This is a genomic window from Methylocaldum sp. GT1BB (assembly GCF_051027545.1).
Lineage (GTDB): Bacteria > Pseudomonadota > Gammaproteobacteria > Methylococcales > Methylococcaceae > Methylocaldum.
In genome coordinates this window covers 1,053,683-1,075,877 of record NZ_CP194902.1, presented here as the reverse complement: position 1 = coordinate 1,075,877, position 22,195 = coordinate 1,053,683, and the positions used below count along the sequence as shown (strand labels likewise).

Annotated in this window: 26 protein-coding genes; 5 read left to right on the top strand and 21 right to left on the bottom strand. The window is 57.5% G+C overall.

What is annotated here, in order from left to right:
* Nucleotides 1-122 precede the first annotated feature (122 nt).
* Nucleotides 123-1,211 (top strand): tryptophan 2,3-dioxygenase family protein, encoded by a 1,089-nt coding sequence (locus tag ACR2TX_RS06030; protein ID WP_077728287.1) that lies wholly within the window; start codon nucleotides 123-125, stop codon nucleotides 1,209-1,211.
* Nucleotides 1,212-1,311: 100 nt separating this feature from the next.
* Here the strand turns inward: ACR2TX_RS06030 and ACR2TX_RS06025 are convergent, their stop codons facing one another.
* The gene (locus tag ACR2TX_RS06025) at nucleotides 1,312-1,557 is read right to left on the bottom strand and encodes a hypothetical protein (protein ID WP_077728286.1); all 246 of its coding nucleotides are present in this window, start codon (nucleotides 1,555-1,557) and stop codon (nucleotides 1,312-1,314) included.
* Nucleotides 1,558-1,906: 349 nt separating this feature from the next.
* Here ACR2TX_RS06025 and ACR2TX_RS06020 point away from each other — a divergent pair, with 349 nt between their 5' ends.
* Complete coding sequence (locus ACR2TX_RS06020; RefSeq protein ID WP_240502376.1) at nucleotides 1,907-2,473, top strand: class I SAM-dependent methyltransferase; 567 nt, start codon at nucleotides 1,907-1,909, stop codon at nucleotides 2,471-2,473.
* 98 nt (nucleotides 2,474-2,571) lie between these two features.
* Here ACR2TX_RS06020 and rpoH read toward each other — a convergent pair whose 3' ends face one another.
* The 4 genes from rpoH to ACR2TX_RS06000 form a co-directional block, all read right to left on the bottom strand.
* Nucleotides 2,572-3,426: an RNA polymerase sigma factor RpoH gene (rpoH, locus tag ACR2TX_RS06015; RefSeq protein WP_077728284.1), complete on the bottom strand. Its 855-nt coding sequence runs from the start codon at nucleotides 3,424-3,426 to the stop codon at nucleotides 2,572-2,574.
* Between the two features lie 83 nt (nucleotides 3,427-3,509).
* Nucleotides 3,510-4,499, bottom strand: coding sequence for a permease-like cell division protein FtsX (gene ftsX / locus ACR2TX_RS06010; protein WP_086133814.1), 990 nt, complete (start codon nucleotides 4,497-4,499; stop codon nucleotides 3,510-3,512).
* A gap of 18 nt (nucleotides 4,500-4,517) precedes the next feature.
* Nucleotides 4,518-5,177 (bottom strand): cell division ATP-binding protein FtsE, encoded by a 660-nt coding sequence (gene ftsE, locus ACR2TX_RS06005; RefSeq protein ID WP_077728282.1) that lies wholly within the window; start codon nucleotides 5,175-5,177, stop codon nucleotides 4,518-4,520.
* Nucleotides 5,178-5,235: 58 nt separating this feature from the next.
* Entirely contained in the window at nucleotides 5,236-5,889 is a 654-nt protein-coding gene (locus ACR2TX_RS06000; protein ID WP_077728281.1) for a DUF3641 domain-containing protein, read from the bottom strand.
* Nucleotides 5,890-6,082: 193 nt separating this feature from the next.
* Here ACR2TX_RS06000 and sodC point away from each other — a divergent pair, with 193 nt between their 5' ends.
* Nucleotides 6,083-6,595 carry a superoxide dismutase [Cu-Zn] SodC gene (gene sodC / locus ACR2TX_RS05995; RefSeq protein WP_434131544.1) on the top strand — a complete coding sequence of 171 codons (513 nt, stop codon included), beginning with the start codon at nucleotides 6,083-6,085 and terminating at the stop codon, nucleotides 6,593-6,595.
* A gap of 31 nt (nucleotides 6,596-6,626) precedes the next feature.
* Here the strand turns inward: sodC and ACR2TX_RS05990 are convergent, their stop codons facing one another.
* From ACR2TX_RS05990 to gshB, 14 genes are all read right to left on the bottom strand, one after another.
* The gene (locus tag ACR2TX_RS05990; protein WP_077728279.1) at nucleotides 6,627-7,907 is read right to left on the bottom strand and encodes a dihydroorotase; all 1,281 of its coding nucleotides are present in this window, start codon (nucleotides 7,905-7,907) and stop codon (nucleotides 6,627-6,629) included.
* Complete coding sequence (locus tag ACR2TX_RS05985) at nucleotides 7,904-8,899, bottom strand: aspartate carbamoyltransferase catalytic subunit (protein WP_077728278.1); 996 nt, start codon at nucleotides 8,897-8,899, stop codon at nucleotides 7,904-7,906. The genes ACR2TX_RS05990 and ACR2TX_RS05985 overlap by 4 nt, the downstream gene beginning before the upstream one ends.
* Nucleotides 8,896-9,414 (bottom strand): bifunctional pyr operon transcriptional regulator/uracil phosphoribosyltransferase PyrR, encoded by a 519-nt coding sequence (pyrR, locus tag ACR2TX_RS05980; RefSeq protein ID WP_077728277.1) that lies wholly within the window; start codon nucleotides 9,412-9,414, stop codon nucleotides 8,896-8,898. The genes ACR2TX_RS05985 and pyrR overlap by 4 nt, the downstream gene beginning before the upstream one ends.
* A complete protein-coding gene (gene ruvX / locus ACR2TX_RS05975) occupies nucleotides 9,407-9,880 on the bottom strand; it encodes a Holliday junction resolvase RuvX (protein WP_077728276.1) in 474 nt (157 codons plus the stop codon). The genes pyrR and ruvX overlap by 8 nt, the downstream gene beginning before the upstream one ends.
* Before the next feature lie 3 nt (nucleotides 9,881-9,883).
* Nucleotides 9,884-10,450, bottom strand: a complete 567-nt coding sequence (locus tag ACR2TX_RS05970; protein ID WP_077728275.1) for a YqgE/AlgH family protein — start codon at nucleotides 10,448-10,450, stop codon at nucleotides 9,884-9,886.
* A 216-nt stretch (nucleotides 10,451-10,666) separates the two neighbouring features.
* Complete coding sequence (locus ACR2TX_RS05965; protein WP_086133813.1) at nucleotides 10,667-11,413, bottom strand: phosphate/phosphite/phosphonate ABC transporter substrate-binding protein; 747 nt, start codon at nucleotides 11,411-11,413, stop codon at nucleotides 10,667-10,669.
* Nucleotides 11,414-11,440: 27 nt separating this feature from the next.
* Nucleotides 11,441-11,914: a PAS domain-containing protein gene (locus ACR2TX_RS05960; protein ID WP_086133812.1), complete on the bottom strand. Its 474-nt coding sequence runs from the start codon at nucleotides 11,912-11,914 to the stop codon at nucleotides 11,441-11,443.
* A 40-nt stretch (nucleotides 11,915-11,954) separates the two neighbouring features.
* Nucleotides 11,955-12,317 carry a roadblock/LC7 domain-containing protein gene (locus ACR2TX_RS05955; protein ID WP_077728272.1) on the bottom strand — a complete coding sequence of 121 codons (363 nt, stop codon included), beginning with the start codon at nucleotides 12,315-12,317 and terminating at the stop codon, nucleotides 11,955-11,957.
* Nucleotides 12,318-12,375: 58 nt separating this feature from the next.
* Nucleotides 12,376-13,020, bottom strand: a complete 645-nt coding sequence (locus ACR2TX_RS05950; protein ID WP_077728271.1) for a hypothetical protein — start codon at nucleotides 13,018-13,020, stop codon at nucleotides 12,376-12,378.
* Nucleotides 13,017-13,556, bottom strand: coding sequence for an ATP/GTP-binding protein (locus ACR2TX_RS05945; protein ID WP_205780645.1), 540 nt, complete (start codon nucleotides 13,554-13,556; stop codon nucleotides 13,017-13,019). The genes ACR2TX_RS05950 and ACR2TX_RS05945 overlap by 4 nt, the downstream gene beginning before the upstream one ends.
* A 21-nt stretch (nucleotides 13,557-13,577) precedes the next feature.
* The gene (locus ACR2TX_RS05940; RefSeq protein ID WP_086133811.1) at nucleotides 13,578-14,774 is read right to left on the bottom strand and encodes a hypothetical protein; all 1,197 of its coding nucleotides are present in this window, start codon (nucleotides 14,772-14,774) and stop codon (nucleotides 13,578-13,580) included.
* Nucleotides 14,771-15,529, bottom strand: coding sequence for a type IV pilus assembly protein FimV (locus tag ACR2TX_RS05935; RefSeq protein WP_077728268.1), 759 nt, complete (start codon nucleotides 15,527-15,529; stop codon nucleotides 14,771-14,773). The genes ACR2TX_RS05940 and ACR2TX_RS05935 overlap by 4 nt, the downstream gene beginning before the upstream one ends.
* A gap of 236 nt (nucleotides 15,530-15,765) precedes the next feature.
* Entirely contained in the window at nucleotides 15,766-16,617 is an 852-nt protein-coding gene (locus tag ACR2TX_RS05930) for an energy transducer TonB (RefSeq protein ID WP_077728267.1), read from the bottom strand.
* A 12-nt stretch (nucleotides 16,618-16,629) separates the two neighbouring features.
* Complete coding sequence (gene gshB / locus ACR2TX_RS05925) at nucleotides 16,630-17,580, bottom strand: glutathione synthase (protein ID WP_086133810.1); 951 nt, start codon at nucleotides 17,578-17,580, stop codon at nucleotides 16,630-16,632.
* 101 nt (nucleotides 17,581-17,681) lie between these two features.
* Between gshB and rpmB the strand changes: the two genes are divergently transcribed.
* The gene (gene rpmB / locus ACR2TX_RS05920; RefSeq protein WP_077728265.1) at nucleotides 17,682-17,918 is read left to right on the top strand and encodes a 50S ribosomal protein L28; all 237 of its coding nucleotides are present in this window, start codon (nucleotides 17,682-17,684) and stop codon (nucleotides 17,916-17,918) included.
* 14 nt (nucleotides 17,919-17,932) lie between these two features.
* Nucleotides 17,933-18,088, top strand: a complete 156-nt coding sequence (gene rpmG / locus ACR2TX_RS05915; protein ID WP_077728264.1) for a 50S ribosomal protein L33 — start codon at nucleotides 17,933-17,935, stop codon at nucleotides 18,086-18,088.
* Between the two features lie 348 nt (nucleotides 18,089-18,436).
* Here the strand turns inward: rpmG and ACR2TX_RS05910 are convergent, their stop codons facing one another.
* Both ACR2TX_RS05910 and ACR2TX_RS05905 read right to left on the bottom strand, forming a co-directional pair.
* Complete coding sequence (locus tag ACR2TX_RS05910; RefSeq protein WP_434131542.1) at nucleotides 18,437-19,387, bottom strand: acetylxylan esterase; 951 nt, start codon at nucleotides 19,385-19,387, stop codon at nucleotides 18,437-18,439.
* A gap of 118 nt (nucleotides 19,388-19,505) precedes the next feature.
* Complete coding sequence (locus tag ACR2TX_RS05905; protein WP_434131540.1) at nucleotides 19,506-22,193, bottom strand: DEAD/DEAH box helicase; 2,688 nt, start codon at nucleotides 22,191-22,193, stop codon at nucleotides 19,506-19,508.
* Nucleotides 22,194-22,195: the final 2 nt, after the last annotated feature.

Below are 22,195 nucleotides of genomic sequence, written 5' to 3'. Positions count from 1 at the left end.
AAGTCGATATCAGGGGAACCGCCGACAGCTGGATTGACGGCGTCGTCGATCGGTATACACGGACATGCAGCCCCCGATCAAGGAGTTGCTTCGAATCACGACTCTAGGGAAAAGGGTTCACGATGAGAAGATCTACGGAAGAGTTCAACTATTCGGACTATTTACGGCTCGATATCCTTCTAAACGCCCAGTGTCCTGAAAGCGGGCGGGATGATCGAGAGGTCCATGACGAGACCTTATTCATTATCGCTCATCAGGTTCACGAACTTTGGCTCAAGGAAGTCCTCTACGAGCTGAAATCAGTGCTTGAATTGTTCTCGGCGATTCCCTTGGACGGACAGAAAGTCGGCTTGATCGCTGCCCGCCTCGGTCGCCTAGTGGCGATCCAGAAGATTATCAATCGTCAGATCGAGGTGCTCGAAACGATTTCTCCGCTCGATTTTCTCGATTTCCGCGATCATCTGTTTTCGGGCTCGGTATTCGAGAGCGGCCAGCTCCGAGAAATCGAGCTTCGTCTTGGTTTGGCCACGGAGCTTACTCCGGACTCGTTCGATCGATTTCGGTCTGAAGAGCGCGAGGCTCTCCTGAAAGCGCGTGAAGAAAAGACCTTGTTCGAGGCAGTCGATAATTGGCTTGCCAATATGCCTTTTCGGAATCCGGAAGGGGGCGAGTTTTGGCCGCATTACCGCCGCCTGGTGCATGACATGCTGCAACAGGATTATCAATGGGTACAGAACAACCGCTCACTGTCCGGTTGGGATCGTCGGGGGCAGCTCAGCAAGCTGGAAAACGGCCGTTACCGGTTCGACGCATTGTTTAAGCCGGAGGAATACGAATTGCTGCGGGATGAGGGGGTATTCCAATTCCGCCAAGCAGCCGTCCTATCCGCCTTGTTTCTCCTTCTTTACCGGGATGAACCGCTTTTGCAGGTCCCTTTTCGAGTGCTTAAACGGTTGATGGATATTGATGACCAATTGATCGGTTGGCGCATCAATCGTTCATTATTCGAGCAACACATGTTGGGAAATAAAGTCGGACCGGGAGGTAGCGTTCGCCACGATTATGTTCGCGAAATGATGGAAGAGAAAAGAATTTTTAGAGATTTGTTTGTTCTCACGACTTTTCTGGTGCCGCGTTCGTCTCTGCCGGAGTTGCCGCAAAAACTCAAACGCAGCCTTGATGTCCACTTCAGCCACAGTTCGGGCGGATAATGACCGTCGGCCATCACGTGCGGGACCGGGTCCCATGATGAGATCCGGCGTTTCGGCTCTTGCTATGAGCTTTGGCTGCGGCTTTAACGACGCACCGCCGTTAAGCGAAATAATTCCGCACGGCAGCTTCGATCAGATTCCACGGAACGATAAACGGCTTCTTAGAAATCCGAATAGAAAGCGTGTCGCCGCTGATATGGTAATGGCCCTCGATTCCATTACCGGCAAACTGTCCTCTTTCTTCGTCGCCGATCAAATGAATGCCCTTGTCGCGCGCCGCTTCCCTCGCTTTGGCGACGATTTCCTCCGCTGATTGGTTAAGCTTGACTTGTACCACTTTGCTCATGATCGAATTGCCCAACGCTGCGTTCTTAAACGGCTATATTAAATGAACTCAATAGCTCCGGGGTGGCGGTTCATGCAATAAACGTCCAATTACTGCCCGCACCAGAACTCAATCGGATTCCCATGTCCTTAGTTAACCTTTATTATCAATACTGATGTGGAAGATGATGCTGAAGTTTCAGCCGTGTGTTTATTGGGTGGGATGCCAAGCAAAAATTTTCTCGAAAAACAACAAGAAGTCTCGTCAATAACGCTACCGGACGGGAGGAGAGGACAACACAATGCAATTGGAATACATCCTAAAATCATACGCACGCTATGCGCCAGTATATGATCAGACTTTTGGCTGGATGCTGAGTTTTCGCGGCCGTTCGATGGCGGCGGGCGTTACCAACAAGCGGCCTGGCAAGGTACTCGAAGTTGGGGTGGGCACGGGTATTAGCCTCTCTTACTATCGTAAGGAGCACGAAGTGCACGGCATCGATATTTCTCCCGACATGCTGGAAAGAGCCCAGCAACGGGTAGCGAGAGGAAAGTTGAGCCATGTTTCCAGCCTTCGCATCATGGATGCCCGTGAACTGGAATTTTCCGACGATTCTTTCGATGCCGTGGTCGCAGCATACGTGATGTCGGTGGTTCCGGACCCGGAGAAAGTGATCCGGGAAATCGAGCGGGTGTGCAAGCCCGGAGGCGATGTGATCATCGTGAATCACTTTGCCGCAGAAAAGGGTTTTAGGCGGGATATCGAAAAATTCTTGGCTCCGCTTTCGAACAAGCTGGGTTGGCGTCCGGACATGCCTGTTCAGGAGATTCTGGGAAATACGTCCCTGCGCGAAGTTAAACGGCATACCTTGCCGCCGCTCGGCATGTTTACGATGTTGCATCTTCGGAAGGACCACGAGACCGCCCTGCAATAGGATCTAGAAGCCATCGGCCTCGGTGAGCGGAAGTCGGATACAAAAAAGGTGACTTTGCGTCACCTTTTTTAGTGCGTGGGGTCGAGTCTGCTCGAAGCTCAGGTGTCGACCAGGGAGTTTCGCAGCTTTTTCATAGCGGTATTCTCCAATTGGCGAATACGCTCGGCAGAAACCTGATAGCGTGTGGCCAGATCGTGCAAGGTCAGTTTTTCTTCGCTCAGCCACCGGCTCGTAACGATGTCCCGGCTGCGCTCGTCCAGTTGCTCGATGGCGGCAACCAGCCGTTGCTGCTTATGCTGTCCCCAGTCGTTATCTTCGAGCAAATCCGCGGGATCGGCATTTTCTTGCTGAAGGTAATGCACCGGAGCCGGTGCTTCTCTATCGTCGCCGTCGTTATCGCTGGGTTCGAAGGCGACATCCTGATTGTTCAGGCGATTTTCCATTTCATAGACAGTCGCGACATCCACACCTAATTCGTTGGCTAGAACGTGAGCCTCGTCGTGGCTCAGCCATCCCAAGCGGTTCTTGAACTTGCGCAAATTGAAGAACAATTTCCGCTGAGCTTTGGTGGTGGCGACTTTAACTATGCGCCAATTCTGAATGATGAATTCGTGGATTTCCGCCCTGATCCAATGAACGGCAAACGAAACCAGCCGGACGCCGACGGCAGGGTCGTAACGCTTCACGGCTTTCATGAGGCCGATGTTTCCTTCCTGGATCAAATCGGGCAGCGGCAAACCGTAGCCCAGGTATCCCCTGGCAATATGGACGACGAAGCGCAAATTGCCGAGCACTAACTGCCGTGCAGCCTCCAAATCGTTATGCTCGCGAAAGCGTACAGCCAGTGCGCGCTCTTCATCGGCGCTATAACGCGGCATCGAGTTTACGGCAGAGACATATTCTTCGATGGAGCCGAGCGAGAGATTAACCGGAAGAGTTAATGCGTTGCTCATAAGTGTCCTCAGTCTTAATTCCTGTTTTAGCTTAGCACTCAACAATGACGAGTGCTAATAGTATGTCTATAAAACCTCGTCAATCAAGTAGGATCAAGTTCCCGTAAATGATAAGAGACGACTATCCATGCCCCGATTATTCCCAATAAGACCGATGCTCCAATCAGGAGTTCTGTTTCCGATAGGCTCAGAAAGGAAAGCGCGTAAGGGCTGCCGTAGAGTTCCGCCAAGTGTCGGGAGGGGCCACGCAGGAACAACAGGAAGAAGCTGACCAACAACCAGGCAAGAGTTCCGCCGAGGAAGCCGTACCAAAAGCCGGCATACAAGAAAGGGCGGCGGATAAAACGGTCGGTGGCCCCGATCAGTTTCGCGACGACGATTTCCTCGCGGCGGTTTTGCAGTTCGAGACGGATGGTGTTGCCTACGATGAACAATACGCCAAGACTAAGTAGCACGCTGAACACGACTACGCTGCGTTGGGCGATCGTTAATATGGCGTGCAGCTTGTGCATCCACTCGGTATCGAGCTGGACGAAATCGGTTTCCGGCAGCGCTCGGAGCTCGCCGAGCAGTTTTTCCACTTCATCGGGACGAGTGAGGGAGTCCTTCGGTTTGATGCCGACGACCGCCGGCAAGGGATTGAAATCCAAAGCCTGTAAGGCATCGCCAAAACCGCTGTAGCTCTTGAGTTGCTGTAACCCCGCTTCTTTCGTAACCAGCTCGGCCACCGCGATTTGCGGGTGCTTATTGAGTGTTTCCGCGACCTTGCCGCCGGCTTCGTTGGTCAGTTCGGGTTTCAGGAACAGCGATATTTGGTTCGTCGCTTCGAGGGTCGAACTGGCCTGCTGAGCGTTCTTGATGAAAACATGGAAACTAGCCGGTATGGTCAATGCGATGGCGATCACCAGCACCGTCATGATGCTGGCGACAGGAGTTCGCCGAAGACGTACAAAACTGGATTTAAGCGTTTCGACGTGCAAGTCGACGTAGGCTCGCAGCCAGTTCGCCGGCCCATTGCCGGTTCGCCGGGCATGCGCCGCATTAGTATCGCGCCTCCTTCGAGGTTTCTGCATTCTTGCAATCGGCACGTCTCAGCCGCCTTCGACCAATTGGCCTTGCTGTAACTTGAGGGTTCGGCAGGCGAACCGCGAAATCAGGTCGAGGTTGTGACTCGCGATCAAGAGCGTTACGCCGACCTGGTTGAATTCCTTAAATAAATCCATGATCTCTGCCGAGAGGCCCGGATCCAAATTGCCGGTCGGCTCGTCGGCCAGAATCAGGGAGGGTTTGTGTACGATCGCTCGAGCGATGCCGACCCGCTGCTGCTCGCCTCCGGACAGCGCAAGAGGAAACCGCTTTTCCTTGCGGAGTAAACCGACCTTATCGAGGGCGGCCCGAACCCGTCGGGCGGTTTCTTGCTGGCTGAAGCCGGCGATGAGCAGGGGCAGGGCTACGTTGTCGAATACGGTTCTATCGTGCAGTAAGCGGTAATCCTGGAAGATCAATCCCAATTGGCGGCGAAGATAAGGCACTTGCCGTTTGGATATACGGTTGATGGGCTTTCCTTCGAAGAGGATCTGCCCCCGATTGGGCCGTTCGATGACCGGAATCAGCTTGAGCAAGGTGCTTTTCCCGGCCCCCGAGTGGCCGGTCAGGAAAGCCATTTCGCCCTTTTCGAGCTGAAAACAGACGTTGGACAATACTTCTCCGCTATCCGAATAGCGTTTGCTGACGTTGATAAATTGCAGCATGGGAAGCGGACAGATTAAGAAAAGGAGCTCTTACGAAAAGAAAGACGAAGGCGTGCGCTCAAGATCGCAGCGCCCCGCCGCAACTGCTGCCGGCGCCCAGTGGCAAATCGAGCATCTGGTTGAAATCGCGGTCGTATACATGACCTTGCCAGTCTACGCTGATCAAGCTGCGGCACATTACGTCTTCCGGATTTTTCGAATTGTGGCTGTTCCTCAACAAAGTCATGTATTCGTCGAACCTCCCCTGACTGATGGGGGTGCTGCCGAAACGCCGGATCGGCATATTGGCAAGGGTGTACAATCGGTTGAAAACGATCCCGTAGCGGCTTTCCAGCTCGCGCTCATAGGCGTTTTCCAATTCAATTTGCGGCGGCAGCAGCGCCGCCCCCTGTGGATTGTAGACCAGATTTAGAATCAGGCCCGAATCGAAGCCGCCGTAGCCGAAGCGATTCAGCTGGTGTAAAGCCCTAAGACTCCTATCGAATACCCCCTTGCCGCGCTGAGCGTCCACGTCCTGCTCAAGATAACACGGCAGAGAGGCAACGATCTCGACGCGATGTTCCGCAAGGAACCTAGCCAGATCTTCATACCCCGGTTCCTCCAAAATCCTCAGATTGCAGCGATAGCCCAGATTGACCTGAAGAGTCTCCAGCCGTTTCCGCGTGATACGGGGGAAATCGGTGCCGGGCAGCAAAGCTAAAGGATCACGCATGGTTCGAAGTACGTTCTGCCATCAGCTTATACCCATCGACCCTTATGGAGAGTAACGCTTCCTATCCAGGTTTTGCAAAGGCCGATAAGCATCGCTTCGGATTATGTCAAATTCGTTTAACGGACTTACGACAGGGATTGTCTTAGGCTTAAAATCGGTTGGACAGCAAAATTTAACAACGATACGGGAGGTTATGATGAACAAATTTGGATTGATGGCCGCAGGCGCGGCGATCATCTTCGGATCCGCGGTTTATGCCGAAGAGATCAGAGTGGAGATGAACAAGATCGACGAAACCGGAATTGCGGAGTCCATCGGTTCCGTCGTCGCCGCGGATACGGCCGCTGGATTGAAGCTGACCCCGGATCTCAGAGGTCTGCCGCCCGGGCCGCACGGCTTTCATGTTCATGAGTTCCCCGACTGCGGCGCCAAAGAAAAAGACGGAAAACCCGTGGCGGGATTGGCGGCAGGCAATCACTTCGATCCGAAGAAAACCGGAAAGCATGCGGGCCCCGTCGGCGACGGTCACGCCGGAGATCTGCCGGTTTTGAATGTGGCCTCCGACGGTACGGCTCAGGAAGCGGTCACCGCCAAGCGTTTGCGCGTAGCCGATCTCAAGGGACGTTCATTGATGATTCATGCGGAAGACGACAACTATGCCGATAAGCCGGGCGGAGCCCGTATTGCATGCGGTGTGGTGAAATAGGGTTTCGGTCGCTGCCTTATCGGCGGTTTGGCTAGAGCTCGAAAACCGCCCGGCCATCCACAAACGTACGAGTCACCCGGCCCTTGACGGTTTGCCCCCAGTAGGGAGTGTTCCGGCCGGTGCTTCGCCAAGTCGAGCTATCAACCGTCCAGGTGCACTCGGGGTCGAAGATGCAGATATCAGCCGGCGAGCCGACGCTGAGGGTGCCCGTCTCCGTGCCCATGACGGCGGCCGGGCCTTGTGTGAGGAGGGCGATCGCCTGACTTAGGGAAAGGACGTCCTCGTCGACCAGCTTCAGCGTCAGAGGAAGCAGCATTTCCAGCGAAGCCATGCCGGGCTCGGTGGACGGAAAGACGTCCAGCTTGGCGTCCGGCTCGTGGGGTTGGTGGTCCGAACAAATCGCCGTTATCACGCCGTTCCTGAGCGCCTCGCGCAGAGCATCCCTATCGGGCACGCTTCGTAGCGGGGGTCTAACGTGGCACATGGCGTTGAATCCGTCGATGTCCGTTTCGGTCATATGCAACTGATGAGCCGCTACGTCGGCGCTGACCGGCGCGCCTTTTTCCCGTGCTCTGGCAATCATCCGGGCGGCCCGCGCGCAGCTCAACTGCGCGAAATGAACCCGTGCCTCGGTGTGCTCGACCAGCGCCAGGACTTGGGCAATGGCTACGGTCTCAGCCGCGTCCGGAATCCCTGGCAAACCCAATCGAGTCGCGGTCGGCCCTTCGTGGACACAGCCTTGGTCGGCAAGCCATGGGTCTTCCGGACGGATGACGACCAGAAGGTCGTGACTCGCGGCATATTCGAGCGCCCGGCGCAGCACCAGCGTATTCGCCATCGGCGCGTGGGCATTGCTGAGCGCAACACAGCCGGCGCGCTTCAACGCACTCATTTCGCTCAAATCCCTACCTTTAAGGCCGCGCGTCAAAGCGCCTATGGGTAGTACCCTTATCTTACCGATCTGTTGCGCCCTTTCCCGGATCAGGTTGACCACGGCGGGTGTATCGATGACCGGATCGGTATCGGGCGGACAGCAGAGCGTGGTAATCCCGCTCGCGCTAGCGGCCTCGCTTTCGCTGGCGATCGCCGCCTTGTGCTCGTAACCAGGCTCGCGCAAACGCGCGCAAAGATCTATAAAACCGGGACATACGATCTGCCCTTCCGCTGAAATCGTTCGATCCGCCATGTAACCGTCCGGCGCGGTCCCGAGCGACACCACACGTCCCTCGGCCAAGTAGAGATCGAGCGTTTCTTCGATGCCGTTCGACGGATCGACGACATGGCCACCGCGGATGGCGATGCGTTCGGTCATGCTATTCGGTCTCCAGGCGAACTTTCGAGATCGGGGCGCATCGCCATGGACAGAATCGCCATGCGAACGGCGATCCCGTGGTCGACCTGCTGAAGTATGACGGAGTGGGGACCATCGGCGACTTGGGAATCGATTTCAACGCCTCGATTGATGGGCCCCGGATGCATCACGATGACATCCGGTTTGGCGCGCGCCAGGCGTTTTTCGGTCAGCCCGAAGCAGGCGAAGTATTCGTGCTCGGTCGGAATGAAGGCCCCGCTCATGCGCTCCTTTTGCAGGCGCAGCATGATCACGACATCAACGTTTTCCAGGCCTTCCTCCAGATCATGGAATGTGGTGACGCCCAAGGTCTCGACCGCAGCCGGCAGCAGCGTTTTGGGACCAATCACGCGCACTTCGGCGGCACCCAGGGTGTTCAGGGCATGAATCTCGGACCGGGCTACGCGGGAATGAAGGATATCGCCGACGATCGCTACTTTCAGATTCGAGAAATCGCCCTTGTATTTGCGGATAGTGAACACGTCCAGCATCGCTTGGGTCGGGTGGGCATGCCGTCCGTCTCCGCCGTTGATGACGCTGATATGGGGTGCCACGTGGCGGGCGATGAAGTGGGCCGCGCCGCTTTCCGCGTGCCGGACGACGAACATGTCGACGTGCATCGCTTCCAGATTGCGGATGGTATCCAGCAGGCTTTCCCCCTTGGATGTGGCGGAAGTGGCGATGTTCAGATTGATTACGTCGGCGGACAGCCGCTTCGCGGCCAATTCGAAGGTGGTGCGCGTGCGCGTGCTGTTCTCGAAAAACAGGTTGACCACGGTCTTGCCGCGCAGCAGCGGCACTTTCTTGACGGTCTGCTCGGTGACGCTGGCGAACGATTCCGCCGTGTCCATGATCTTGACCAGCAAGTCTCGGCTCAAGCCCTCGACGGTCAGAAAGTGTTTCAATCGTCCGCTGGAATCTAATTGAAGATTGTCGGCCTGAATCGGATTCATGATTGCGGAGAAACCGAATGGATGCGAAGTTCGAGCGGGCTCGGCCCGCTGAGGGTAATGCGCTGATCGGCGGCAAGCGTAATTTTGTGCCCTATGCAATCGGGGCGAATCGGAATCTGCCGCCCGTTTCGCTCGATCAGCACGCCCAGCAAAACCTGGGCAGGGCGTCCGTAATCGAAGATCTCGTTCAGCGCGGCACGAACAGTCCGTCCGGTATAGAACACGTCGTCGATCAGCAATATGTTCCGGCCTTCGACGCGAAACGGCAGCACGCTTGGTTTGACTTGAGGGTGAATACCGGTCTGTGAAAAATCGTCCCGGTAAAACGAGATGTTCAAGAGTCCCAAAGGCTCGGCCAGACCGAGTCGGGCATGTAAGCGGTCGGCGATCCAGGCTCCGCCGGTGTGAATGCCGATCATGGCCGGGTCGGAAAACTCGCGCCGCGCCATTTCTTCGCGCAAAGAAGCTTCCAGCCGGTCGAGCAACAGGTCCACCCGCAATGCCGTATCAAACATTCCCGACATCCTTTTCCTTCGTATGGGCCAACCAGGTTTGCAGAATCAATTGGGCGGCGAGTTCGTCTTTGACATCGGCGAAATGCGTCGACCGTTTGGAGCGCCTGCGATAAAAAATCTCGCGGGATTCGCTGGTCGACAAGGTTTCGTCCATCGTGTGGACCGGCAGGTGATAACGGCTTTCCAATTGACGGCAGAAGCGCAAAATGGGCTCGATGATAGGGTTTTCTTCACCTTCCGGGTTATAAGGGAAGCCGACCACGAACGCCGACGGCCGCCATGTCTGAACCAGGCGGGATATGGCGTCCCACAGGGCCTTGCGGCTGGTTACGCGTATCGTTTCAAGAGCTGTCGCGGTACCGGTTACCCGCTGTCCGACGGCCACGCCGATGTTTTTTTCTCCGAAATCAAAGCCGAGATAAGTGGGCTCGTTGGTCTCGTGCCGCACTGGATCGACGAAATCCATGAATTAGCCGTGCCCCGCTTGAGAGGACAGAAGTGAAATATCCACGCCCATCAGTTCGGCGGCGGCCTTCCAGCGATGGGCCGGCGCATAATCGAACAGAATGGCGTCGTCGGCGGGCGCACTCAGCCAGGAGTTCTCGACGATTTCCCGTTCCAGCTGTCCCTTTCCCCAGCCGGCGTATCCCAGCGCCACCAGGACCTTTTGGGGTCCCTTGCCAATGCTCATGGCTTCCAAGATGTCGCGGGAGGTGGTGAGGGAAATGGAGTCCGATACCTTCAGGGTGGAATTCCAGTTACCGCCCGGCTCGTGAAGGACGAAGCCGCGTTCGGCCTGCACCGGCCCGCCGAAGTAAACGGGAATTTGGCCTATGGCGGATTCCTGGATATCGATCTCCATTTGCTGCATCACATCGCCCAAGGTCAGCTCGGACGGGCGATTGATAATGATACCCAATGCGCCTTCCGGACTGTGTTGGCACAGATAAGTGACGGTGCGGGCGAAAAAGGGGTCCGTCATCCCGGGCATGGCGATCAGAAAGTTGTTGGTGAGGTTCGCGATCGCTTCAATCATGGTCATAGTATCGGGGTAGACCGACGAGGCTGCAAGTCAGTTCACGGAAAGGCTGAAATTTCTTGTGGTACTCCAATCGCGCTCAAAGCGCGGAGCATAATCCTATGCGTGAAGCGAGGATCGTCAGCTTGGTGGATACGGGAACAGCGGCGATGTGCGAAAAGCTTCGCAGTCGAGCGCAGAGGCTCCCGGTATTTTGATCGGGTGATCTCGTGCTCAGGTCACAAAGGTGTCCATGAGATCGATCATGAATTCCATCTCTTCGTCGTCGACCCGTTCCCAGCGGGGGATCTTCAGCGCTGCGAGAGCACTCTTGCCCTTGTCGTTTTCGGACATGGCCAGCAGCGCGCCGAGCAGGCGGTCTCGGTGATCCGCGAGCCTAGGGCTTATCATCAGCGCGTGATGGACCACCTGGATCTGGCTGTTGACCAATGCCCGCAGTTGCTTGCGTATGACCGAAGAGAGATCGTTGAACGCCTCGGCGAGAAAAACGCCTGCATCGCAGTAGCCTTTGAGCAATTCCTTGGCGACCAGCACATAGGAGTCGCAGACTTTTAGTTCGACCGATGCGGCATCGAGGTCGGCCGGCTCCAGCATGATCATGCCCATCATGTGGACATCGGGGTCTTCGGTGGTCGCCAGCTTGATCGAGCCGGGCAAATCTTCGACCTGAAGGTAAGGGCGTTCGGTACTCACCGCGATAACCGCCTCGTCCGCCTTGCCTTCCGGCTTGACCAAGGGTTTGAAGCCTTTTTCCCGCACCAGCATGGCGGCATCGTAAGGGTTGGCGTAGATCAGATCGATTCGGTCGGACTTGATGGCGTCCCGCTGACTGTGGAAGTCGTCATACAATTGCAAATGAAATGCCTCGCCCAAGGCCTTTTGCAACCAAGTATTGAAAATGAACCAGCCGGACAGGTGCTCGGGCGTAAAATCCGGGCTTACGGTGAAAACGTGGGGCATGGCATAGTCCTCGCGGAGTCGAGACGCTCAAAACAAGGTGGGATAGAGTTTCATGCATTCGGCGACTTTCTGTCGGGACGGCTTGCGCCGGACCGAGGTATAGCCGATGACCTGGGCGTTTCGAATGTTCGGGATAACCGTGGCCTTGACCCAGTAGAAACCGCCGTCCTTGCGCAAATTCTTGACATAGCCCTGCCATTTTTCGCCGCGCCGCAAGGTTTCCCAAAGATCCCGGAAAGCTGCCGGCGGCATATCGGGATGCCGCAGAATGTAGTGTGGCGCGCCGATCAGTTCTTCCTTGGAATATCCCGACATGTCGACGAAGGATTGGTTGACATGGGTGATGATGCCGGCCGGATCGGTGCGAGAAACGATCAAGCGTCCGTCCGGATAGGGCGACTCGATGTCGGTTACCAGCACTTTCCGGCGAGTCCCGTCGAAATGGACGAGCGTATGTTCTCGGTAGGCCCCGACGATATCTTCGGGCTTCATGTCTTGCATGGCGGCCTCTTGGAACTACGGTGGTCGGGCTGTGCGCCGGTCAAATCAGGCCGGCTATGCTTTCGGCCGCCCGTTTTACGTCCAGAAAGATCAGACCCAACTTGGCATTGGGCTTGGCCATCACGGTCAGCACCGCTTCCTTGCCGGCATAAGTCATCAGCACGTATCCCCTGTCGCCTTTGATGAGCACCTGCTCGAGCGTACCCCGCGACAGTTCCTGGGCGGTCCTGTCGCCCAGGGACAGCATGGCGGCGCTCATGGCGCCCACCCGATCCTCGTCCAGGTTTTGAGGCAATACGGCCGCCATCATCAAGCCGTCCGTCGAAATGACGCCGGAAGCTTCGATGTCGGCCGATGTGCCGTTCAACTCACTCAAAATGGAAGTCAACATTTCTGCACGCATAACTGAACCTCGCTCGCACTCGGATGATTCGGGAAAATTCGTTCTTGATTTATTTGCATCAGCTGCCGACGCCGGCATAGCGGCGGCTCAATATCCAGACCAGGGTAACGAAATCCGGCTGGTTGAACCTCGGCATTCCCGCGGCGACCAGCACGAATCGCTCTTTCCCCAGGTATAGCGGCCAAAATCCCACTTTGCTGTTGCCCGCCGAGTCCACTACGGACCAGGCGCTCGAATTGAGCCCCAGGTTGTTGAGCAAGAGACCCGAGCGACGCTCATGCAGATTGGCCAAATCGGCGCTGAGCGCCGACAGCTCCTCGGCGACTTCGTGGGGAAAACCGTGGGTCGCAAGATAGAACCCTTGGCTGTCGGCCAACAGAACCTTGGCTTGGCTGCTGAGCTGGCTCAGCAGTTCGGGCAGGATTTCGGAAAGAGGCTGATTCGGGCATTTCAGCGGCGCCTTCAACCCTTGCAGCCATTTCGCTTCTTGTGCATGGTGCAGCATGGCATAGGCCCTTTCGGCGTCCTCGATAGCCGACCAGTCTTTCAGGCCGGCCAGGGTGAGCGCTGGGCTGGACTCCATCTGCAGCAAGTTTCTGATGAGCTGTTTGGCTGGGGTGTGCGCCTTGGTCGTGACCGCATGGTAGGCGCCGCCTGGCGTCGGATGAAGATAAAGGTGCTCCGCCAGCGCGTAGTCCTTCATTGATCCTCCAGCCCCGGATCGATGGAGTAGAGCAGCGCCTGTACCAGCAGAGAAACGTCTTTCTTGCGCCGGGCGTCGACCTCGAAAATCGGCGGATTCAGACCGGTCGCTTCCAACTGGCGATGGTAGTCCGATACCAGAGGCGTTGCACGGACGTCCATTTGGGTGACGCCTATGACCAAGCTCGTGGCCTCGATGAAGCTGCCGAATTTGTTCAAGAAAAAGCGCAGATCCTGGAAGGGATCGGCGCGGGTGTTGTCGAGCAGCAGCACCAGGCCGATGCCTCCGGTGGTCAGAATGTCCCACATGAAGTCGAACCGCTCCTGTCCCGGCGTTCCGTACAGATGAATCTTTTCCCCGCCGGGCAAAGTCATCATCCCGTAGTCGAGCGCGACCGTGGTCGAAGCTTTCCGGCTTTTGGTCATATCGCTGGCGACTTGGTCCGTTTTGACCGGCGGAACATCACTGAGCGAGGTGATGGCGGTCGTTTTCCCAGCGCCCACGGGTCCGGTGAAAATGATTTTGTTGTACTGAATCACGATTCGATTCCGCTCCCGTCAAGACATTTTCAAGTGTTTCAAAATCTTCCCGAGAAAGGACGTGCGCTCCGGCTCCGGTCTGGCGGTCGACGCCTGAATTTCCGCGCGGGCCGTCTGCTGTTTCGGCCGTTGCTCTATCAGTCGCAAGGCATGAGCGGCGCTGATGAAGGCAAACACATACTGCTGCCGTATGCCTAAAATCTGCGCCGCCTCGCATACGGTATGGGGGCTGTGATACAACAGTGCTGCGATTCGCATGGTATGAGGGATCAGCAGGAAGCGGGTCAGATTGGGCCAGTGTTTGAGGGCTACCTCGTGTTCGAACGAGATGTCCACAGGGATCTTGCCTTTTGACGTCCAGATCGCCATCTTCCATAAGAAGGCATCCAGCGAGATCATCCGGCTCGGATCGAGCTCGGCCTGGCCGGTGTCGATCGGCGTAACTTTCAGATCCTTGGCGGTTTGCGCGCGGGGTCCGCTGATATCCATATGCGCAAGATTGTTAATGCGAATCGCGCAGGCGGCGCGCAATTGAGCTTCGTCTGCGTTGATCCATATCCGTCGAATCTGTGGAAAGACGACCAGCGGCTTCCATGGCGTTTCCACCCGCAAAGCCTGTTGATGCGAAATGGCGAGCGCGCAGGCCGATTCGAAGCTCCCCTGCAGAAAATCCTTGGGATCGTAGCGGACCGCCGCAGCCTGTTCGGGAACGGTCGGATCGATGTCGTCGCGGACGCCCAGAAAGCTCATGAAGCTTTGCTCATCCATTAGGGCGGCCACTTTGGATACGGATCCATCCGATTTTTCCGGCGCAACGACCGCCCGTAACGGAGTCGGGCGGGTTTCCGGCTCCGGCTTTCCGGCTTGCCGCGGTTGGCGGCCTTGGAGAATTTGCCGGACGCGCCGGATCGCCTGCAGCATGCTCTCAGCTTGGACCGGTTTCTTCAAAAAAACGGTCTCGGGCGAAGACGCACGGTCGTTCAGGGAAAGCAGGATAAGGACCCGGTCGGGATGGGTTTGCCGTTCCCGATCCAGCAATTCGGCCGCCCTCTGTGCGTCCATGTCGATCATACAGGCTTCCGCTTCTTCTCCGTCGCCGACGATCTCGGCCTGGTTTCGGCAAGGGCCGTGCAGGAACATCTTGAACAGTTTCGCAGTCCGCTCGTCCATCCCTAGAACCGCCAACCTTAATGGCGCGATGGCAAAATCGGTCATGGGGTATGTTCCTTTCGCAGATATCGTTCGCACTCGTCCCAAATCGCCGGCAAGGGGTCCATGATCGCCCGAAGCTTTTCACGCGTGTGCAAGAAATTGTCGAGATCACCGGTCGCCCGATACAGCAGCAGTAGTTCCTCAAGTAAATCGGTTCGCTCAGGCAGTCGGAACAATGCGCCTTCCAGTACCGCTCTCGCTTGGTCGATCTGGCTGTATTCGATGTGTTCCCGCGCTTCCACCAGCGGGTCGCGTTCTTCGTCCGAGGCATCGATCGACACCTGGACCAAATTCAGCGAACCGATGACGCCGGGGGCAAGAACCGATTGCCCGGCCGGCGGCAGCTCGGCCCAATCGGGCGTGTTTCCGCATTCAAGCCATCGATCGAGACGCGCATAGCAATCCTTCCTCAACCGATCCCGCGCCCCTGTCAGCAATCGCTTGCGGAGAGAGGGTCCCCTGTGTTCCAGGGCAATGAAAAGGTCCAACAAAGCGGCGTACAGGCCGTCTCGGTCGTTTTGATGGTAGTGGTGCAACACCCGCTGAGTGTGTCGCAGCAAGTTGTCGGGAACCGCAGACACGGAATGGGCCAGATAATCTGCGACGTCGTTTTCTGTGCCTAGGCAGAGCGGATTCGGTTGGAGCGAGTCCTCGATCAGAAAGGCCGGTTCGGCAAAATTCCCTGGACCAACGTCGGGCCCTGCCTCACCGCATCGCGGCAAGGCCGGTCGCTGAGCTTGGGAGAGATAATCGACCATCGGTGTTCTTAATGAGGAAACGGCTAGGCAATTAACAGGGATAAGGTGGACGGCTCTCTACAGGGTCGGCGGACATCGTTCTAAAGGGAAGATTCAGTCAGCGGACCCAGGCGTCCTGGCCGGACACATCAAGAATAGTCGGTTTTTGGGGGAAGGCTAGGCGGTGGAAGGCTGCCTGGACAGGCGCTCGGACGTTATGGCGGAGAGTCCGAGCTTGCAGGGAAAGCTGGGGTGAATCAGGGGCCGGTTTGGAGACGGTGATCGTTCTCGAACCGCCAGGTGCGGGTGATGATCAAAACATCCGCTTCCTGTTTCAGCTCTTGGGGAAAAGGTGCGAAGGGAGCGGCAAGCTGCACGATATTCGTTGCGGCGTCGTCCAGAACTTGATGGCCGGAAGAATGCCGGACCTGTATGCTGTACACGGTTCCGTCCGGCTTGATGCCGACGCTCAGAAGCAGGCTTCCGGAAAGATTCCGGCGGCGGGCTTCGTCGGGATAATTAAGATTGCCGATACGCTCGATTTTGTCCTGCCAGGCCTTCTCGTAGGCAGCGGCCTTGTATTTGTGGGCGTTCACCGAGTTGATGTAAACCAGCTTGGGACGGCGGGCATAGTCTTCCCGCGATTTGTTCAGTTCGGCGCTCAATTCGGCAATCTGCTGGCTGAGCGCCGCGGCGGTGAGCTTTACGGGCTGCGGTTCCGGCAGTATCTCCGTGCCTTGATCCGTGACGATCTTCTTTTCGGATTTTTCCTGTCTCAGCACGCGTTTGAGTTTGGCTTCCTGAACATGCGCGGGATTGGGCGCGTTTTCGGTTTGCTGGCCCTGTCCTTCCTGCGGTGTGGGCTGGTTCCTCGGAATCGCCTTTTCGGTATGGGTTCCGCTGCCTATCTGGTTGTCCGGAGCGAGAAAGTCGGCCTTTTCCGGAGCCTTCTGCGAAGCATTTCGCACCAGAGCGATGGTCAAGGATTTCTTGATTTCCGGGTGCTTGGGCATTTCGAAGCTGACGCCCAGGATGAGAACGGCGTGTGCGATGCCGGCAAAAACCAGGGATAGAAGAAAGCGGTCGGAAAAAACCTTTTCGGTATTCATGAGTCGACGTTATTAAGCCCGCACAACGGACTCGATATGATTCATCAGCAAGGCACTGATATTCAAGCCGAACAGTGCATCCAGCTCCTGCACGCAGGTCGGGCTGGTCACGTTCACTTCGGTCAGATAGTTTCCGATCACGTCCAGTCCCACGAATACGAGTCCTCTTTCGCGAAGCGTCGGACCTACTTGCTCGGCGATCCAGCGATCCCGCGGGGTCAGTTCGCGTCCCTCCGCGCGTCCTCCGGCGGCGAGATTCCCGCGGCTTTCTCCCAGCGCGGGGATACGGGCGAGAGCATAAGGAACCGCCTCGCCGTTCACTAGCAGGATGCGCTTGTCGCCGTCGACGATTTCCGGCAGATAGCGTTGAGCCATGACGAAGCGCGAGTTGTGCCGGGTCATGGTTTCCAGGATGACGCTCAGATTGGGGTCTTTTTCCGCGATGCGGAAAATCGAGGCGCCGCCCATGCCGTCCAGGGGCTTCAGGATGATTTCGCCCTGTTCGTGCAGAAATTCGCGGATCTTGTGCCCTTCCCTGGCCACCAGGGTCGGCGGGCAGCACTGCGGAAACCAGGCGGTAAAGAGCTTTTCGTTCGCATCGCGCAGCGAGCGGGGTTTATTGACCACGTAAAGCCCCTGGTTTTCGGCGCATTCCAAGAGATAGGTGGCGTAGATGTATTCCTGGTCGAAAGGCGGGTCCTTGCGCATCAACACCACGTCCAGGGAATCCAGCGGCGCGACCGTCTCGCCGAGGAAGCTGAACCAGGACTGCTGGTTGCGCTCCACGCTCAGGCGGCGCATCCGCGCATAGGTGCGTCCGTCCCGCAAATAAAGATCGTTGAGCTCCATGTAATGGAGCTCGTAACCCCGCGACTGGGCCTCCAGCAGCATGGCGAAGCTGGTGTCTTTGTGGATTTTGATTTTTCCGATGGGATCCATGACGATCCCGAGCTTTAGACTCATAGCGATTTTTCCGTAATAGGAGGAGCGCGGCTTGACTTAAAAACCTTGAATCATATATAAAGCCTGATTTCCGTTCCAGCTAGGCGAGTTAGAGGTCAACCATGTCCAGAGTATGCCAGGTGACGGGCAAGCGCCGTATTGTAGGCAATAACGTCTCGCACGCTAACAATAAGACGAAGCGCCTGTTCAATCCGAATCTGCACCAGCACCGTTTTTGGGTCGAAAGCGAAAACCGTTGGGTAAGCCTTCGCGTTTCCAGCCAGGGAATGCGCATCATCGACAAGAAGGGTATCGATGCCGTTTTGGCGGATATCCGCAAGCGCGGCGAAAAAGTCTAATCGAGGTCTGAACCATGCGCGACAAAATCAAATTGGTATCGAGCGCCGGCACCGGCCATTTTTACACGACCACCAAGAACAAGCGGAACATGCCGGAAAAGATGGAGATCAAGAAATTCGATCCCGTCGTCCGCAAGCATGTCCTGTACAAGGAAGCGAAAATCAAATAATCCGTGATTTGTCCGGGTCGCGGACCCAAATGACCTCCGTGATCCGGCTTATCGCCCGGCCGTTCCATTGAGCCGAGGCGGTCAGCCCGCCTTTTTTCGGCTCGATTCAAGATTAGTTCATTCGCTCGGCTGCGTAATCTGAGACCGGGCGCCGTCCTCACCGGAAACCGGCCTCGCTCCAAGCAGTTCGAAAAATCATTCGAGTTTAGTAGGTCGGCAATCCCTTGCCGACAAAGCTCCTCGCCGACCGCGTGTGTCGGCAAGGGATTGCCGACCTACGAATTTTTCGGTCCTCACTGAAAAACCGCGGCGAAAAGCTCTTTAGCGGCACAGGAAATTTCGCCCTGCCTAGAGCGGTTCGAAAAAAGCGCCAAGCTCCGCCAGCAACGCCCGCTCCTCCTCGAGCCGTTCCGGATAATCGGAATGGCCGGCTTTGAGCACGAACAAGCGTTTCGGTCCCGCCAGGGCATTATAGATGGCGAATTGGCCGGGCGGTGCGACGAACGGATCGGACAAGGCCGCCGCGACATGAACGGGAATCCGAATGTGCCGCGCGGCGCAGGCGGCGTCGTAGTAGCGTAAGGTTTCCAGCACGGACCCGTGCCGGCGCTCGTATCTTCGGACGGCTTCCCCGCTTCCCAGGGTCGGCAGCGCAAGACGCAAAGGATGATGGCCGAAGGTCGGAACGTTCAGATGGGCCATGCGAATGCGCGGCTCCCAAGGCAGGGCCAAAGCGCCGATGCCGCCGCCGAAGCTGATCCCCGAGTAGCCGATATGCCCCTCGACTTGCGGAAAGACGTTCAGCAGCGCCGAAACCGCCAGCCACAAATCCTCGACACAGCCGCCCAGGATGTAACGATCGCGCCGGTCGATGCCGTGCAGGACATGACGGGCGGGGTTGTCCGGCAGGCGCGGATCGCGGCTCAAGGAAAGGCCGCGGAAGCAGGGAAACAACACCACCGCTTCCCCGACCGGAAGATCGAAATCCGGACCCTCCCGGCCGCCGTAACCGTGCCCCACCACCAGCCCCCGCCGAATCGGTCCGTGTTTGGGACTCAACAGCCAGCCGCCGATCATATAATCGTCCGTCGATCGATAACGGACATCGTAAACATCGAAGTCCGGATGAACGTCTTTGCCGCGAGACAGCTCGGGGTTCGGGTAAACACTCAGCGCGCGCCGGTAACGGGTTTCCCAGAACTCGGCGAAATCGCCGGGTTCCTCCGGGCAGTCGACCCGAAGCAGCGACTCCAGGGTGTAGCCGTAGGTGGGGTCGAATGGAGGCTTAGCGGAAATCACCGTGTTCTTCTTCGAATAATCCGATTCGGCAGTCTCGGCCGCGGGCTGAAACCCGCTCCCACGGATCGAAAACCTTCCAACATCGCCGTAAGCTTCGGCTGAAATACGACTACAGTCATCACAGCAAGCTCTCGATCCAGTCCCAATGCTTGTCCCTGACCATCACGAAACAACACCGGCCATCCGAGAGCGAAGCCCAAATCCCGCCGATCAGGCGGTCGTCCTCGGCACTCGGCCAGCGGTCTGCGCCTTTGTATTCCACCGCGAGCACGACGTCGTTCGGCAATCGGCAGAGGAAGTCCGGATAAAACCGGCCATCGGCCTTCTGCAGAAAGAACGAACACCCCTCCCGCCGAACCAGATTGCGTACCCAGTACCGAATTCGTTCTTTCTGTGCCTGAGTATCAAGCCAGCAAGCGCACTCGAATTCTTCCTTGCTGTCGAAATCGCCGATCCGGCCGTAGAAGTGCCTGCGGAATTCGAAGTAGCCGAAACGTCCGTCGTAGTCTCGGCTCGGTGCGTAGGCTTGCGGGTGAAATTCGAAAGCGTACTGATCGCTTACGGCCACGCGCTCGGCCTGATTTTCGCCAAACAAAGTTTGTTGATAGGCGCTGCCGATAGCTTTGGTACGCAAACGGCGAATGCGCGCTTCGATCAGGTCTCGGATGAGAAACTTCTGTAAGTTGATGCGGGCTAGCGTAAAACCTTCGCGTTTGAGCAGGTTCGTGATCCAGGCCGCGACGAAAGCCTGTTTACTGGCATGCGTCAGCGACGGCTCGGGCAGGTTACGGCACAGCCACGTGGCCAACCGCAGCTCATCCCAGTGTTCCGGCTGATAGACCAGGCCCAGATCGCGCTGTAATTCTGGCAAGAAGCGGGAGACTACCCGACCCGAGGTTTCATCGATATCGATCTCGCCGCCTTCCGAGACCTGGAGGCCAGCCCCCAGCGCAGCGACATCCTCGGCGGTCGGCGCGGCGTCGTAAGGCGATAAGTCCCAGGGATACTCCAGGACCTCGGGATCGTCGAATAGCCGCAACTCGCCTTGTACCCAAAGGGCTAGCTGTGGCACGCGAAAGCGCTCCCCCAGCTCGGCCGGAGTCTGGAAAAATTCCACGGCGGCGGTGCGGCTCGTTTCGGCGGCTTGCTCGATGGCGGCCACGGCAGTCTCCGTTGTGACCGCCGCCTTAAGGTCTTCGGTTTCTTCCTCGGTCAGCGGTGTCTTGATGGTCAGGGTGTTGAGCCGGCTATCCCAACTCACCTTGTCCCGCACCGGCTTGGGTACGCTCTTGAGGTCGGGTTTTTCGGGCAAAGTGATCGCGACGGGCCGGACCACGATGCGGCCGGTGTGCCCGTCCAGGTCGAGCCGCGCCTGTTCGGGTTTCGCCGCGGTGACGAACTCGGCGACTTCGCGCCGCTCGAAGCCGGCCCCGGTTACCAGCCGGTCGCGCAATGCGGCGGCCGTCTCGGCGAAGTTGCGCGACACCACGAAGGCATAGGACTGGTTGAGCAATCGATTCTGCCGATGGCTCGCTCCGGGTTGGCGAAGCACCCGCCCCAGCAACTGTTCTACCGCAGTGGCCGAATGGAGCGAAGCCATGCTCACCAGAATGTAGGCGAACGGGCAATCCCAGCCTTCGGCCAGCGCCTTCTGGGTGATGACGAACTTCACCGGGCAAGCGGGATCGGCGATACCGAGCTTATGTTCCGCCTCGATCTTCTCCAGACCTTTCTCCTCACCGGTGGCGACCGCGATTTCGTCGGCCGGAATCCGGTGATTGGCGATCAGTTCATGGCGCACCCGCTCCACGTCCAGCGTTTCCACGCCGCTGCGCCGGGGTTCGGCTTGGATCAGCACGATCGGGCGAAGGTAATCGGCACCGGTTCGGTGCTCGTCGTCGGCCAGTTTGTGCAATGCGTCGCGGCGGCCGATAGCGTCCGCCAGGCACTGTTGCCAGTTGGGCTCGGTTTCCAGCACTACCGGCAGCTTGATCATTTCCTCCGCTTTCAGCTCGGCGGCGGAAACGCTGTGCAGTACGTTGGACGGCGTCCGCTCGGTATCGGGCGTGGCCGTCAGCTCCATCACCCCGCTGGGCCGAAACCGCGCCAGCATGTCGAAAGCCAGTTCGGTGCGGCTGTTGTGGGCTTCGTCGATGATGACGAGAGGTCGGCGCTGGCGCAGTACGTTGGCCAGCGAATAGGGCACGGTTTGCTCGGCTCCCTGGCCCTCTCTCAGAAGCTCGTCCCGCTGCACCGGCGAAAGATTGTCGAAGTGATGCATCAGCGCTCCGCTGGACTGATAAACCTTGCGGCATTCTTCCTCCTCCACCTGGAAGGCCTGGCGGGTGGCGACGATCACCGCCGTCGAGGAATCCAGCGTGGCGCGGGTTACGCTCTTGGCTTCCTCGAGATCCATCACCGTGACCGGACCGGCTTCCCTCAGCGCGGCATGATAGGGGTGCTTGCGGTCCTTCAGGGCCCGCAGTGTCTGTTCGCGAATCGGCTTGGACGGCACCAGCCACAGAATCACGCTGTGCTCGACGCGTAGCAGATGCGTATTGACCAGTTGCACGCTCCTGGCTGCAAGCCAGGTCTTGCCGCCGCCGGTCGGCACGCGCAGACAGAAATAGGGCATGTCCGGCGGAAAACCCGACAGCGGGTTGTAGGCTAGGCCTCGGCCCCAGAGTCTTTCTGTAACGGCATTGAACGCCACCGAAGGACTGGGGAGTTCGTGGCAGGCTCTGAAATACGCCTCGACGCTTTCGAGTACCTGCGACTGATAGGTTTTCGCGGAAAACGTCGTCATGG

Bases quoted from the DNA above. Each gene is read 5' to 3' on its own strand.
- ACR2TX_RS06030 (WP_077728287.1), top strand. From the start codon at position 123: ATGAGAAGATCTACGGAAGAGTTCAACTATTCGGACTATTTACGGCTC.
- ACR2TX_RS06025 (WP_077728286.1), bottom strand. From the start codon at position 1,557: ATGAGCAAAGTGGTACAAGTCAAGCTTAACCAATCAGCGGAGGAAATC.
- ACR2TX_RS06020 (WP_240502376.1), top strand. From the start codon at position 1,907: ATGCTGAGTTTTCGCGGCCGTTCGATGGCGGCGGGCGTTACCAACAAG.
- rpoH (WP_077728284.1), bottom strand. From the start codon at position 3,426: ATGAGCAACGCATTAACTCTTCCGGTTAATCTCTCGCTCGGCTCCATC.
- ftsX (WP_086133814.1), bottom strand. From the start codon at position 4,499: ATGCAGAAACCTCGAAGGAGGCGCGATACTAATGCGGCGCATGCCCGG.
- ftsE (WP_077728282.1), bottom strand. From the start codon at position 5,177: ATGCTGCAATTTATCAACGTCAGCAAACGCTATTCGGATAGCGGAGAA.
- ACR2TX_RS06000 (WP_077728281.1), bottom strand. From the start codon at position 5,889: ATGCGTGATCCTTTAGCTTTGCTGCCCGGCACCGATTTCCCCCGTATC.
- sodC (WP_434131544.1), top strand. From the start codon at position 6,083: ATGATGAACAAATTTGGATTGATGGCCGCAGGCGCGGCGATCATCTTC.
- ACR2TX_RS05990 (WP_077728279.1), bottom strand. From the start codon at position 7,907: ATGACCGAACGCATCGCCATCCGCGGTGGCCATGTCGTCGATCCGTCG.
- ACR2TX_RS05985 (WP_077728278.1), bottom strand. From the start codon at position 8,899: ATGAATCCGATTCAGGCCGACAATCTTCAATTAGATTCCAGCGGACGA.
- pyrR (WP_077728277.1), bottom strand. From the start codon at position 9,414: ATGTTTGATACGGCATTGCGGGTGGACCTGTTGCTCGACCGGCTGGAA.
- ruvX (WP_077728276.1), bottom strand. From the start codon at position 9,880: ATGGATTTCGTCGATCCAGTGCGGCACGAGACCAACGAGCCCACTTAT.
- ACR2TX_RS05970 (WP_077728275.1), bottom strand. From the start codon at position 10,450: ATGATTGAAGCGATCGCGAACCTCACCAACAACTTTCTGATCGCCATG.
- ACR2TX_RS05965 (WP_086133813.1), bottom strand. From the start codon at position 11,413: ATGCCCCACGTTTTCACCGTAAGCCCGGATTTTACGCCCGAGCACCTG.
- ACR2TX_RS05960 (WP_086133812.1), bottom strand. From the start codon at position 11,914: ATGCAAGACATGAAGCCCGAAGATATCGTCGGGGCCTACCGAGAACAT.
- ACR2TX_RS05955 (WP_077728272.1), bottom strand. From the start codon at position 12,317: ATGCGTGCAGAAATGTTGACTTCCATTTTGAGTGAGTTGAACGGCACA.
- ACR2TX_RS05950 (WP_077728271.1), bottom strand. From the start codon at position 13,020: ATGAAGGACTACGCGCTGGCGGAGCACCTTTATCTTCATCCGACGCCA.
- ACR2TX_RS05940 (WP_086133811.1), bottom strand. From the start codon at position 14,774: ATGACCGATTTTGCCATCGCGCCATTAAGGTTGGCGGTTCTAGGGATG.
- ACR2TX_RS05935 (WP_077728268.1), bottom strand. From the start codon at position 15,529: ATGGTCGATTATCTCTCCCAAGCTCAGCGACCGGCCTTGCCGCGATGC.
- ACR2TX_RS05930 (WP_077728267.1), bottom strand. From the start codon at position 16,617: ATGAATACCGAAAAGGTTTTTTCCGACCGCTTTCTTCTATCCCTGGTT.
- gshB (WP_086133810.1), bottom strand. From the start codon at position 17,580: ATGAGTCTAAAGCTCGGGATCGTCATGGATCCCATCGGAAAAATCAAA.
- rpmB (WP_077728265.1), top strand. From the start codon at position 17,682: ATGTCCAGAGTATGCCAGGTGACGGGCAAGCGCCGTATTGTAGGCAAT.
- rpmG (WP_077728264.1), top strand. From the start codon at position 17,933: ATGCGCGACAAAATCAAATTGGTATCGAGCGCCGGCACCGGCCATTTT.
- ACR2TX_RS05905 (WP_434131540.1), bottom strand. From the start codon at position 22,193: ATGACGACGTTTTCCGCGAAAACCTATCAGTCGCAGGTACTCGAAAGC.